Origin of the sequence: uncultured Microbulbifer sp., assembly GCF_947504145.1 — a bacterium.
In the GTDB taxonomy this organism is placed as follows: Bacteria; Pseudomonadota; Gammaproteobacteria; order Pseudomonadales; family Cellvibrionaceae; genus Microbulbifer.
In genome coordinates this window covers 568,683-581,645 of the sequence record NZ_CANNGQ010000001.1, presented here as the reverse complement: position 1 = coordinate 581,645, position 12,963 = coordinate 568,683, and the positions used below count along the sequence as shown (strand labels likewise).

Sequence of the window (12,963 nt, the reverse complement as noted above, 5' to 3'; positions counted from 1 at the left end):
TATTCTTCCACGCTGTGGGCCCGGGAAACGTGACCGGCAGCTCAATTTGAATTGTATGGCGTCCGCTTGTCGGGCAGAATCCTGAAGACTCAACGATCGGAACTGTCATTATGAGAAAAACCACCACCCGCCGTCTGACTTTTGCTTCTGCCTTTCCCCTGGTGCTATTTTCTACCCTGACCCTCCCGACTCAGGCCGAGACGGTAAACGAAGAACTGCAACAATGCAGTCAGTTCAGCGACGATAAAAAACGCCTCGCCTGTTTCGACAAGCTTGCGGGCAGCCTGCAACAACATGCGGAAAAGCAGTTCGGTCAGGAACAGAAGCAAGTGATTGAGGAGGCACCGGACTCCATTACCGCAACGGTGACCAGTGCCACAAAAGGTGCGTTCGGAAAATACACGTTCACCCTCGATAATGGCCAGGTCTGGCGCCAGGTGGAAAGCAGCAGCCGCAATATCTGGCGGGGTGGAGAGCAGATAACTGTGGAGCGCGGTGCACTCGGGTCTTTTATCATGCGCAAAGCAACCGGCGGACGCTCCCTGCGCGTGAAGCGGGTAAAGTAGACCTTCCCCAATACCGCGCGCACTGCGTTCTGCTACGGCCACCCCACGCTGGGGTGGTTATAACTTTTGTGACTAACCGAGGGTGGTCTCACGTCTGACAGCCCTGTCAATTCCTCCTCTCCCACTTTTTCCTGCCTTCAGGCCCGTAAAAAACCCGCTGGTCGGTCTTTTTTCGGCGCACTATTCAACCCTCATCTATAGTCAATTTGTCTGCATGGCATTTTCCACGCCATGCCTCGATCCTGCGAAAGGACACCGCCGGTGATTCTACGGCAGGCAGGCGGCCGATATGACGAGACCGCACTGCCCCAAGCATAAGGTTCAGACTTTGTCCCGAGTAAACATCGACTCCAGGGATGACGAATGGCTGAAGGAAAATAGCAACAATCTCACCGGGGAAAGCTTCTCCCAGGAAGACCCGGAACAACCCACACAGGCGCGCGCGGATACTTCCGATGAAGAGACTGCACCCAGTGAGTCGCCGGCAGAAAATGTCAGCACTCCGATGCAGAATTACCTGAAGCATCTGTACCGGCTCGATCTGTTAACTCCGGAGGACGAACACACTACAACCTGCCTGCTTCGCGAGCTGGAAGAAAAGATCATCGCCCTGCTGCAAAAACGCGGCACGACGCTGGTAGATTTGCGCAGTGAAGGCGTGGAGCAGCGCGGTAGTACCGGGGCCTACGATCACGGCCTGATTATTGCCAAAGCTAACGAACTGTTGGATAGCGGGAAAATCTCCCAGCGGGACCGCAGCTCTCTGCAAAATCTGATGAAGCGCTTCAAGGCACAACGCAAAAAGCTGATCCAGTGCAACCTACGCCTGGTGATTGCCATTGCCAAACGCTTCCGCAACCCATCGGTACCGTTTATCGACCTGATCCAGGAAGGCAACGTGGGCTTGATGAAAGCCATCGAGCGCTTCAAACCGCAGATGGGTTACCGCTTTTCCACCTATGCCTACTGGTGGATTCAGCAGGAAATCCAGCTCACCCTGCGGCGCAATGACGACATGGTTCGCCAGCCCGCCAATGTGCAGGACGATCTGCGAAATATTTACCGCGCCATCAACCAGGTGCGTTCAGAAGGGCTGCCGGCGTCCGATGAAAACGTCGCCAAACAAACCGGGCTGGATCTGGAGCGGGTGCAGAGCCTGTTGAAGCTACCCGGCCCCACCGGCTCCCTGGACGACCCCATCTCCGACGATCAGAACAGTACCCGGCTGGACTATGCACCGGCGAACGAACTGTTCAATACCGACGAGCTGGTATCCAACCAGGAGCAGGCTCAACAGCTCAGGGATGCGGTGGCCAAACTGCCACCCCGCCAGCGAACCGTACTAAGCCTGCGCTACGGGCTTATTTCGGACCGCGACTGCTCCTTCCGGGTAATCGGTGAGCAACTGGGGCTGAGCCAGGAACGCGCGCGACAATTGCACTCAGATGCTTTGAGGCAACTGAAACGCCAGTGGCGATAAACTTCCACGCCTGACAATCCATCCCCTAAGAAGCCGGGCACCTACGTGTCCGGCTTGCCATCGTCTCAAATCCGGCTAATCTTGCAAAACCAGCTAACAGCAATAACTGGCGCTTGCACCATGCCCACATCCCGATTGACTACCGCCCTCGCCCACCGTGTTTGCCCCCTGTTTTTCATCGCCATTGCTCTTCTTCCGCAGAGTGTTTGCGCGGAAGGGTGGCTCAAGGAAGGTGCTCACGAGCTGATATTGAGTGGCGGCAAAGGGCTGGGCAGTGCGCTGATCCAGCAGAAATCCATCGCCGGCTCGAACATGGTGGGCGCCAACTGGTCCTACCAGTTTTACGACTATCCCAGCGAGCATCGCCTGCAATGGTGGGCACAGGTCAGCTACAGCTATATGTGGAATGACTATCGCGGGCAGGATCAGAAACAGCACATCTGGGAATTGAAACCCGTACTGCGCTGGTATCCCCGCCGGGAAGCTCAGGGACTGTTTGGCGAAGTCGGTGTGGGTGCAGCGTATCTGACCGAGCGAAGCTTCGGTGCCATCGACCTGTCCACCAACCTGAATTTTTCCCTGCACTTCGCTGCCGGGTATACCCTGCAGGGCGGAAACACAATATCCCTGCGGTACAGCCACTTTTCCAACGGCTACACCAACACGCCCAATCCAGGATTCGACTTTGCCTCACTGAACTGGCACACCAGGTTCTGAGCAGCGGTGAGGCTGAGACGGAAACAAAACAGTCACAATCCGATAAAACTTCTGTCACACAGTTCGGGAAGAATAGCGCTTCGCTGAACGCCTCAAGAGGCGATCGACCGGGCGCCGTACCGAATTCGCAAAGCTGCGAATATCCTGCCTGATTCATCCAATATAAACAGGCGGCGCACCAGATACATCGGACGTGTAGCCCCATGATTCAGACAATCTGCCACCTGATCGCCAGCCGCGAACACGGTGGACTGGAAAAACATGTCGCCGACCTGTCGCGCTGGCAGGCCCACCATACTGATGCGCAGGTGGCGGTGATCGCACACCCGCGGTATCTCCCCACGCTGGATGCGCGCATCCAGTTTATTCCCCTGAATACCGACCGCAGCCGTCACCACCCCAACCTAGTGTGGCGGCTGGCCAACCTGATCCGCCAGGGCGAATACCAAATCGTGCATGGTCACGGTTCAAAATCCGCACAATTGATGGCTGCCGTACAGCCTTATACGGAAACCCGCCAGGTAATAACCCGGCACAACGTCCGCCACCCGCGGGACAAGCTCGCCAGCGCCTTCGACGCCCGTATCGCCATCAGCCACAACACCGTGGCAAATTCAAAACTCGACTGGAACATCATCCCCAACGGGGTGGAGCTGTCTGCACCTGCGGCAAATGCGCCCTTGCTGCACTCCCTGCCTCAAGATAAAACGCGGCTTCTGGTCGCCAGCCGGCTGATCAAGGCACGCAACGTCGACCTACTGATCGAGACCATGCCTCTGCTGCCAGATTGTCGATTGATGGTATTGGGGGATGGGCCGGAAAAAGAACCTTTGCAGCAGCAGGCAAGCGCACTCGGCCTCGACGAACGTGTGGCCTTTTTCTCTGGGGACAGCGCGGTAGCCAACTTTATGGAAGCCGCGGACCTGGTAGTGATACCGTCCACCCCAGAAGGCACCCCGTATACCCTGATAGAGGCCCTGCTCCACCGCACACCGGTGATCGCCAATCAAACCACCGATACTGTGGACTACCTGCCGGAGCAATACCTGCTGGACGAACTCGAGCCCCATGCCATTGCCGGGAAAATCAGCGGAGCCCTGTTAGACCCGCAACTGGATAGCGCGTTTGCCCCACTGTACAGCCGTGCCGAGGACCAATGCACCCTCGACACCATGGCCAAAGCCACCTGGCAAGTTTACGCGCAGTTGATTGCCTGAAGCTCTCGGAACCAATCCACCGCTTGCGAGGTGGTTTCCGCAAGGCTGAACCCGGAGAACTCCACCGGCCGCGGGTGCTCAAGAATTTTATTCGCCGCCTCCACAAGGCCCTCGACGTTCGCGGCATCTGCAGCCCCCTCACCGGCTACCAGCAACCCCTGCGGAAAACACTGCTGCAGCAGCTCCACACCGGTACCGCTGGCAGCGATTGCCGGGCACCCCATGGCGAGCGACTCCGCCACAATACGCCCGCTGGACGGCGCCATCTTGCCGCGGTCGCCCACCAGGTCAAACGTAATCCGCGCACTGGCATACAGCTCGCGCATATCCCGGCGTTCACCTAGAAAAAGCACGTATTCCGAAAGCCCCATGGACTCGGCCCGCCGCTCCAGCGATCGGGCGAACTTTTCCTGGCCCGGCACCACGTTGCCCACCACCAACCCGAAAATATCCGCGCGCTCCTGTTTCAGTGCTGCCAATACATCCAGGAACCGCTCCTGGCCCCTGCCCGGCCCGATGGCTCCCGGCAACAACAGCCAGTTGCGCTCCTCCAGCTGGGGAAAATCGTTCAACAGGCGGTGGTGCCAGTGCCCCGAAACCGGCGCACTCTTGTCCAGCTCCCGGGTATTCACCCCGCGATACAGAGTGCGCAGTTTTTCCACTGACTGAGTGGGGGATGCCCCGGGTTGTGGGCTGGAGGGGCCTGCCACATAGCGCTGAGCAAGCTGTTCCCCAAGCGTTCTGGAGGCAGAAAGCACCAGCTCACCCTGTACGAGCGCAGGATTGGTACGCCGCCCACGCAATAGACCCGTAGACGGCCATTGATGGATACTGGTGACCAGGCGCGGGCGCTGTGACGGAGCCATTCTTTTGTGTACCTGCGCACCGTGCCAGGCACACAGAGGGCCACGGCAAAGCAGGATATCTGCCTGCAGGGATTCCAATTGCCGGCGCAGCTTGCGGTGCAACCTTCCGTTCAGCAGCTTTTTCTGATTGAGGGGCAAAGCAAAATGCTGGCAGTTATGCAGGGTAAGGCGCGACACCAGAGCACCACCGGACGATACCACTATCGATTCGTGCCCTTGCCGGGCCAACTCCTGGGCAAACTCCAGTGCCTCCTGGGCAAGCTCTCCCGCATCCAGTGACGGCACCAGTTGAACAATCCGCATGGCTGTAACGCCTCAATTCCATTCCGACGAAACCACGATTGTACAGGTGATTTCTACGCCACGACGCACAATTTCTGCAATGGCGATACAAATCACAAATACTGCGGAATTCGGTAGAATTTTTGCCACTCTGATTTCAGAATGAACAAAACGCAAACAACAAGGCCACACTAAAATGACTGGAATCTGTATAAAAGCCCGGACAAAAAATAGCCTTGGACCTTCGCCCAACTTCATACCCTCGCTTCCTTTCCACACATTCCTGCACGCCATACTGCTTCTCCTTTTCCTCGCAAACCCCGCCCTCGCCGCAAACGATCGGGGCCTGCTGCTGGAAGCCCGCAATGGCGATAAAACCGTCTACTTGCTGGGCTCCATACACTTGGCAGACCAGAGCTTTTACCCCCTGCGAGACACCATCGAAAAAGCCTACCGGGAGAGCGACGCACTGGTGGTCGAAGCCGATGTACTGGCGATGGAATCCGACCCGGTACTGCAGCAAAAAGTCATGCTGGAATCCCTCTACCCACCGGGGCAACAACTGAAAGACCATATTCCGCCGAAGGTTTATACCCAGTTGCAGGAGTGGCTGCGCAAGCGTCAGATTCCGGAAGCCAATTTCAATCGTATGCGCCCCGCCATTGCCATGATTACGCTGAGCCTGATCGAAATGCAGGCCCGGGGCCTTGACCCCAAAGCGGGTATTGACCGGCACTTTCTCAATCAGGCCCACAAAGAAGGTAAAACCACACTGGAACTGGAGAGCGTGATGCAACAATTGCGCATGCTAAACAGCCTAGAAAACCCCGAACTTTATCTACAGCAAACTCTGGATCAAGTTTCAGAAATGGGCACCTTCGTTCCGCGTATAACCAAAGCGTGGAAATCTGGTAACCAGGAAACAATTTATCAGCTGGTGATTCAGGAAAGCCTGAACGAAAACCCGGAATTTGAACCGCTGCTTGAGCTGCTGTTTTACCAGCGCAACCGCGAAATGGCTGAGAAAATCCGCACACTCAGCGACAAGCACAAGAAGCTATTCGTGGTGGTTGGTGCCGGTCACCTCGTGGGGGCGCAATCCATCACCGAATTACTGGAAAAGTCCGGTTTTTCCATCGAGCAGATCTGACCCTTCGCCGTCCTGCAACTAGAATCCTCTTATCCTGGAGTACCGGTTATTCGCGGCGGCACATAAACGCCAGGGAGAGGATTCTGGAAAATGAAAAAAAACACGTCGACGACGGAAGCGATTTCCCGACTCACACTTATCGTCACGACCATAAGCACGGCACCCGCCGTCAGCGCCAACGAGGACGTAGCAAACACAAAAGGCCAGCTTGAAATCCAGTCCCGCGACGGCAATCTCTCGGCCTCACTCGGCGGCATGATCCATTACGATCTGTACGCCTTCGCCCCGGATATCGCAAACCCCACGTCCACTACCGAATTCCGTCGCGCTCGAATCATCCTCAAGGGAAAAATTTACGACTGGCAGTACGTTCTGGAACAGGACTTTGCTGCGGGCAATACTCTCAGCGGTTTTCGCAACGTTTATCTCGCCCGAACCTTCCCGAGTGGCGAGTTGCATATCGGCCAGTTCAAACCCTTCCGCTCGATGACGGAGATGACCAACTCCAACGACTACACCATGATTGAACGACCGTTCAGTGGGAACGGGCTCTACGAAAACCGGCAGTTCCAACAAGGTATCGGCTGGCTCGGACATACCCGGTGCCTGACATACGGGTTAATGGCATTCAATTTGCGCGATGCCGCCGCGCCGCGCAACGAAGGTGTAGGTATGGCAGGGCGCACTACCTGGACACCGATCAATGACGATTTACGCACGATACATTTTGGGACGTCCGTCAGTTTTGAAAACGCAAATCAGAATAGTGAAGACCTGCCGGCTGAAATCGACTACGCCGGGCGGCGCGGACCGCAACAACAACTCGCTCTCACTCCCGGCAATACCGGCGCTCATGTCACCACCGCCGGCCTTGAACTCGCAGGAACCTACGGCCCCTTGTACGCGCAGGCGGAGTATGTTGTTGCGCAATACCAAGGTAATTACTACCTGAGCGAAGCAAGTTTTATTCATGAATTTGATGCCCCAGCTCCCTTTCCATGCGATCCCGCCACCGGCTGCTATATCCGCGATCAAAATCTTCACAGTTGGTATGTGCAGGGGAGCTGGATGCTCACCGGGGAGCACAAGCCCTACGTAAAAAATAGAGGCGTATTCAAGGCAGCAAAACCCGCGCTAAACGGTTGGCTGGGCGGCACCTGGGAAATTGCCTTGCGATATGACGTCGGAGAAAACCGAGATATCCCCGGGCTTCAGGCCAGCAGTACTATCCTCGGTCTAAACTACTACCCGAGTTCAAACGTGCGATTCATGCTAAACCTGACATTCGGTGACGACGACTTTACCGGTGACAGCACGAACCAGCTGGGTATTCGCGCGCAAATTCACTGGTGAGCAGGCCTGTTATCAAAAAGCACTTTTGAAAAATACTGGTAAAAAACGCCGGAAAACGGCAGAGTAAAACCGCTTCCGCCTCCTGCCGCCCCCCAAATCTACACAGCCCCTACAACACATATATTTCAATATTGTTACATTCAGCAATATTTAATTTTATGGGTTTTCTCTGTTTCAAAAATGTTTCCAATTTCTGACAGAAATATGATGCTGCTACAATCCGCCGCCATCGACACTTCAAACTTACTAGGAATCGACATGCAACCCTTCCAGAAGAGCCTGATGGCCATCACTCTGACCAGCCTGCTCTCGGGCACAGCAGCAGCCGATCAGGCAGAAACCAAAGGTGGGCTGAAAATCACTTCTGATGACGGCAACTTCTCTGCATCCCTGGGGGGGCGCATCCACTTTGACACCTACCTGTTTGATACGGATATCGAAGACCCGGTGAGTACCACGGAATTTCGTCGGGCGCGGATCACCCTGAAGGGCAACATCTACGACTGGGGCTACGTGCTCGAGCAGGATTTCGCTGGAGGCGACACCCACAGCGGCTTCCGCGATGTATTCCTTTCGCACAAGTTTCTCAACGGCGAAGTGCGCATCGGCCAGTTCAAACCGTTCCGCTCCATGGCGGAAATGACCAGTTCCAACGAGCTGACCTTTTTGGAACGCCCGTTTTCCAGTGCCACCGGCCTGTACGATGGCAACCAGTTCCAACAGGGTATCGGCTGGACCGGTGTTATGGACTGCTTCACGATGGGTATGATGGCATTCAACCTCCGCGACGCCAGCACCCCGCGCAACGAAGGCGTCGGTGCGGCCGGTCGGCTGGCCTGGCACCCCATCAATACGGATTTGGCCACCTTCCATATGGGCACTTCCATCAGCTTTGAGAATGCCAATCAAAACTCCAGTGACTTGACTGCAGAAGCGGATTACGCCGGTCGCCGCGGCCCCAGCCAGCTGATGGCCGTCACCCCCGGTGACCTGGGTGGCCACGCCACCACTGCCGCACTGGAACTGGCCGGCAGCTACGGCCCCCTGTATGTGCAGTCGGAATACACCGTGGGCGGTTTCGACGGGGATTACTATGTTTCGGAAGCCGAGTTTGAAGACTGGTATGGCGCCCCTACTCCCTTCGCCTGTGACCCGCAGTTCGGCTGCTATATCGCCGATCAGAATGTACATACGTGGTATGTGCAGGGCAGCTGGATGATCACCGGTGAGCACAAAAAGTACAGCACAAAGCGCGGTGCATTCGGTTCCGCGAAACCTGCTGGTACCGGCCTGTGGGGCGGCGCATGGGAACTGACCGCGCGCTACGACACCATGGAAAACAGGGACATCCAAAACCTGCAGGCCAGTAGCACGACGATCGGCCTGAACTTCTACGCCAACCGCAATGTACGCTTTATGGCGAACTTTATTTTTGGTGACGACGACTTCACCGGCGACGGTACCAACCAGTTTGGTTTGCGCGCGCAGGTCAACTGGTAAGGTAACGCAAACCTAAAACTCTGAACGCAAAAAAAATGGCGAGCTAATCAGCTCGCCATTTTTTGTTTACCGCTCTTATTTACAGGAGTCAGCCGACCTGCTGCGCCTTGGCAGGATCAAATACTTCCACTTCGGTAGCCGCGTCTTCCAATTCTGCCCTCGGGTTGTAAAAACGCTCCAGAGAAACCGCGCGAGCCTCTTTTGCCAGTTCCACATTTTTGTCTTTGATCAGGCCATAGCCTCGGATCTGGTCCGGATAGTTGAGCAGTTGGATCGCGGCTGCATGGTTCTCCGCATTCAACCGGCCGACCACTTCATCCACCAGTTTTTCATACTCGCTGATCAGTGCCCGCTCCATTTTACGCTCAGCGGTATAGCCGAACACATCCAGTGCGGTACCGCGCAGAAACTTGAGTCGAGCCAGCACACCAAACGCCTTGTGCATCCAGCCACCGAACTTGAGCTTGCGCGGGCGCCCCAGGCTCTTGTCGAACGGGCTCAGCAGCGGCGGTGCCATATTGAATTCCAGCTCAAAGTCGCCGGCAAAGTTTTCTTTCAGAGATTCGATAAACCGGCCATCACTGTACAGCCGCGCCACCTCGTATTCATCCTTGTAGGAAAGCAGCTTCGCGTAATTGCGCGCAACCACCTCGGCCAACGCCTCGCTGCCCGGCACCTTGAGAATTTCGGCGCCTTTTACCTTGTCGACCAGTGCGCGATAGCGGCGCGCCAGCGCCGCGCTCTGGTAGCCGGTAAGGTGCGCGACTCGATGCGCCACAACCGCCTCCAAGCCCTGCGGAATCACCTGTTCTTCGTCGCAGGACAGCAGTCGCTCCAATGCCGCACGGTCCTCTGCGGCCAGTCGCCCGGCGGCGAGCCCCTGCAGATTGCCTTCCACCGCCACGCCATTCAGGCGAATGGCTTCGCGCAGGGCATCCAGCCCCAGGGGAATCAGGCCCTTCTGCCAGGCATAGCCGAGCATGAAAATATTGGCCGCCAGGGTATCCCCCAGCGCGGCCTTGGTGAGGGTATGCCCCTCGACCACGTCCAGCACCTGCACCGCATCCTTGATGGTATCCAGCACCGCCTGTGGTGAGTGGATATCTTCACGCCCGAGCACGGACGCCGCCGTGGGGCTCAGATGGGTGTTCACCACGGCCCGGCTGTGGGTTTCATCCAGCTTGGCCAGGCTCGCGGAGAGGTTGCCGGCGGCGATCAGGTCGCAGGCCATGAGTGCGTCGGCGCGGCCGTCGGAAATGCGCACGGCCTTCAGAGACTCAGGGCTATCGGCAAACCGCACGTGGGAATACACCGCGCCACCCTTCTGAGCGAGGCCGGTCTGATCGAGCGTGCTACAGGCCTTCTCTTCAATATGTGCCGCCATTGCCAGCAGTGCGCCAATGGTCACCACGCCGGTGCCGCCAACACCCGTCACCAGCAGGTTGAAGGGCTCGGAAAGATCCGGCAACTCCGGGGAGCGCAGCTTCTCGGCCTCCTGACACAGGGCGTCACCCACGCCGGCCCGCTTGTTCAGCTTGCCACCCTTCACGGTCACAAAAGACGGGCAGAAACCGTTTACGCACGACATATCCTGGTTGCACGAAGTCTGATTGATACGGCGCTTATCACCCAGCGCGGTATCCACTTTTTCTACCGCAATACAGCTGGACTGGGTGACACAGTCACCACAACCTTCGCATACCAGCTCATTGATAAACGGGCGCCCTTCCGCCTTGGGCAGCAGACCGCGCTTGCGCTTGCGGCGCAGCTCGGTGGCGCAGGTCTGGTCATAGACGATGACGGTACAACCGGGTGCTTCGCGCAGCTCGTTCATCACCGCGGGCATATGGTCGCGGTGGCGAATCTCCACTTCACGTGGGAAGCTGAGCGCCCCCTTGTACTTGTCGGTGTCGTCCATCACCAGCACCACCCGGTTCACCCCTTCTGCCAGCACCTGGCGGCAGATCATATCCGGGTGCAGCTCTCCATCGTGGGGCTGACCACCGGTCATGGCGACGGCGTCGTTGAACAGGATTTTGTAGGTGATATTTACTTTCGCAGCCACGGCGGCGCGAATGGCGAGAATTCCGGAGTGGAAGTAAGTCCCATCCCCAAGGTTGACGAAAACGTGGGGCTCACTGGTAAATGCCGCCTGGCCGATCCAGTTCACGCCCTCGGCCCCCATCTGGGTAAAGGTGAAGGTTTCCCGGTCCAGCCATTGGGCCATGTAGTGACAGCCAATTCCGGCGAGCGCGCGGCTCCCCTCCGGCACGCGGGTGGAACGGTTGTGCGGGCAACCGGCACAGAACATGGGCAGGCGCGCAACGCTGGAGCCCGCCTGAGCGGAAATCCGCTCCGCCAGAGCATCCAGTCGCATCAGGCGATGTTTGGCTCGCTCGTTCAGGTTCTCTTCGCCCAGAAGATAGCCGAGCACCTGTGCAACCACGGCGGGAGACAATTCGCCGTACATGGGGAGCAGCGGCTTATCGTGCTCGTCGACCTTACCGAGAATCCGCGGGAAATTCGGGTCTCTCAGGTGCACGTTGTACAGCTCTTCTTTCAGCTGCACTTCCATCAGGCTGCGCTTTTCTTCCAGTACCAGCAGGCTGTCCAACCCGCGTGCAAATTCCTGGATTCCAGGCACATCCAGCGGGTAGGTCATGCCGACTTTGAGTATGCGAATGCCCAGCGCTCGGGCACCCTCCTCGTCGATCCCCATATCCTCGAAGGCCTGCATCAGATCCAGGTGGGCCTTGCCGGCAGTAACGATGCCAAGCGTTGCCTGGGGGTTATCCAGCACCAGCTTGTTCAGCTGGTTGGCGCGCGCAAACGCCAGCGCGGCCGGCCGCTTGTAGCGCCACAGCCGCTCTTCCTGTTCGAGGGGGTTGTCCTGTTTGCGAATATTGAGCCCGCCGGCCGGGCGTTCTATTTCGGGGTACTCGAACGAGACCGCCGCAGGGTTTACTTCCACCGTCGACGAGCTGTCCATATTTTCCGCAAGGGTGATCATCGCAACCCAGCAGCCACTGAAGCGAGAGAGCTCCAGGCCATACAGCCCATAGTCCAGTACTTCCTGTACGGTGGCCGGGTTCAGCACCGGAATATGCATGTCCACAAAGGCGAACTCAGACTGCCCCGGATAGGACGAGGATTTACACCCGTGGTCGTCACCGGAGATGATCAGTGCCCCGCCCTTGGGTGAGGACCCGGCGGCATTGGCGTGACGGAAAGCATCGCAGGAGCGATCGACACCCGGGGTTTTCCCGTACCAGATACCGCAAACCCCGTCGACTTCGGCACCGTCAAACAGGCCGACCTGTTGCGAGCCCCAGACAGAAGTTGCCGCAAGCTCTTCGTTTACACCGGGTACGAAGCGGATATTGTATTCGTCGAGAAGTTTCCCGGCGCGGGACAGTTGCTGGTCGTAGCCACCGAGTGGAGAGCCCCGGTAGCCGGAGATAAAGGTGGCGGTATTCAAGCCACGGGCGCGGTCAATTCGCATCTGGTCGATAGGCAGGCGTACAAGGGCCTGAATACCGGAAAGGAGCACGCGTCCTTCCTGAATAGTGTATCGATCGTCCAGAGAGACCTTTTTACTCGGGTCCATCTGGCTGGCACTTGCCTGACTGGTATCTGTCTGAGTAGTGACTGCCTGAGAATCGGTATTCACTTTTTGCTCGCTCATACGCCTACTTCTTTCCCGCTGGTGTCTGGTGCCCGCTGTGAACGCGGGCATCGGCCAACTATTGTGATTCGAGTTATTGTCATTCGAGGCGCGCGTCGCTGGCCTTGGCGCCGATTTAATCGAATTATTGTAGGGCGGCCTGAGTCA

The 12,963-nt window shown here is 57.3% G+C and carries 9 protein-coding genes; 7 read left to right on the top strand and 2 right to left on the bottom strand.

Annotation, left to right across the window (positions count from 1 at the left end; translation table 11 throughout):
• The first annotated feature begins 110 nt into the window (after window positions 1-110).
• From Q1A74_RS02655 to Q1A74_RS02640, 4 genes are all read left to right on the top strand, one after another.
• Window positions 111-566 carry a hypothetical protein gene (locus Q1A74_RS02655; protein ID WP_299592130.1) on the top strand — a complete coding sequence of 152 codons (456 nt, stop codon included), beginning with the start codon at window positions 111-113 and terminating at the stop codon, window positions 564-566.
• 328 nt (window positions 567-894) lie between these two features.
• The gene (locus tag Q1A74_RS02650) at window positions 895-2,046 is read left to right on the top strand and encodes a sigma-70 family RNA polymerase sigma factor (RefSeq protein WP_299592128.1); all 1,152 of its coding nucleotides are present in this window, start codon (window positions 895-897) and stop codon (window positions 2,044-2,046) included.
• 120 nt (window positions 2,047-2,166) lie between these two features.
• Window positions 2,167-2,763, top strand: a complete 597-nt coding sequence (locus Q1A74_RS02645) for an acyloxyacyl hydrolase (RefSeq protein WP_299592126.1) — start codon at window positions 2,167-2,169, stop codon at window positions 2,761-2,763.
• Window positions 2,764-2,966: 203 nt separating this feature from the next.
• Complete coding sequence (locus Q1A74_RS02640; protein ID WP_299592124.1) at window positions 2,967-3,980, top strand: glycosyltransferase family 4 protein; 1,014 nt, start codon at window positions 2,967-2,969, stop codon at window positions 3,978-3,980.
• Here the strand turns inward: Q1A74_RS02640 and Q1A74_RS02635 are convergent.
• On the bottom strand, window positions 3,959-5,149 hold the full coding sequence (locus tag Q1A74_RS02635; protein WP_299592122.1) for a glycosyltransferase family 4 protein: 1,191 nt from the start codon (window positions 5,147-5,149) through the stop codon (window positions 3,959-3,961). The two genes, Q1A74_RS02640 and Q1A74_RS02635, sit on opposite strands and share 22 nt — an antisense overlap.
• A gap of 175 nt (window positions 5,150-5,324) precedes the next feature.
• Between Q1A74_RS02635 and Q1A74_RS02630 the strand changes: the two genes are divergently transcribed.
• From Q1A74_RS02630 to Q1A74_RS02620, 3 genes are all read left to right on the top strand, one after another.
• A complete protein-coding gene (locus Q1A74_RS02630) occupies window positions 5,325-6,278 on the top strand; it encodes a TraB/GumN family protein (RefSeq protein WP_299592120.1) in 954 nt (317 codons plus the stop codon).
• Window positions 6,279-6,368: 90 nt separating this feature from the next.
• Complete coding sequence (locus tag Q1A74_RS02625; protein ID WP_299592118.1) at window positions 6,369-7,631, top strand: porin; 1,263 nt, start codon at window positions 6,369-6,371, stop codon at window positions 7,629-7,631.
• A 258-nt stretch (window positions 7,632-7,889) separates the two neighbouring features.
• The gene (locus tag Q1A74_RS02620) at window positions 7,890-9,131 is read left to right on the top strand and encodes a porin (protein ID WP_299592116.1); all 1,242 of its coding nucleotides are present in this window, start codon (window positions 7,890-7,892) and stop codon (window positions 9,129-9,131) included.
• A gap of 88 nt (window positions 9,132-9,219) precedes the next feature.
• Here the strand turns inward: Q1A74_RS02620 and Q1A74_RS02615 are convergent, their stop codons facing one another.
• Window positions 9,220-12,816: an indolepyruvate ferredoxin oxidoreductase family protein gene (locus Q1A74_RS02615; protein WP_299592114.1), complete on the bottom strand. Its 3,597-nt coding sequence runs from the start codon at window positions 12,814-12,816 to the stop codon at window positions 9,220-9,222.
• Between the last annotated feature and the right edge of the window lie 147 nt (window positions 12,817-12,963).

Bases quoted from the DNA above. Each gene is read 5' to 3' on its own strand.
- Q1A74_RS02645 (WP_299592126.1), top strand. From the start codon at position 2,167: ATGCCCACATCCCGATTGACTACCGCCCTCGCCCACCGTGTTTGCCCC.
- Q1A74_RS02635 (WP_299592122.1), bottom strand. From the start codon at position 5,149: ATGCGGATTGTTCAACTGGTGCCGTCACTGGATGCGGGAGAGCTTGCC.
- Q1A74_RS02655 (WP_299592130.1), top strand. From the start codon at position 111: ATGAGAAAAACCACCACCCGCCGTCTGACTTTTGCTTCTGCCTTTCCC.
- Q1A74_RS02615 (WP_299592114.1), bottom strand. From the start codon at position 12,816: ATGAGCGAGCAAAAAGTGAATACCGATTCTCAGGCAGTCACTACTCAG.
- Q1A74_RS02630 (WP_299592120.1), top strand. From the start codon at position 5,325: ATGACTGGAATCTGTATAAAAGCCCGGACAAAAAATAGCCTTGGACCT.
- Q1A74_RS02640 (WP_299592124.1), top strand. From the start codon at position 2,967: ATGATTCAGACAATCTGCCACCTGATCGCCAGCCGCGAACACGGTGGA.
- Q1A74_RS02625 (WP_299592118.1), top strand. From the start codon at position 6,369: ATGAAAAAAAACACGTCGACGACGGAAGCGATTTCCCGACTCACACTT.
- Q1A74_RS02620 (WP_299592116.1), top strand. From the start codon at position 7,890: ATGCAACCCTTCCAGAAGAGCCTGATGGCCATCACTCTGACCAGCCTG.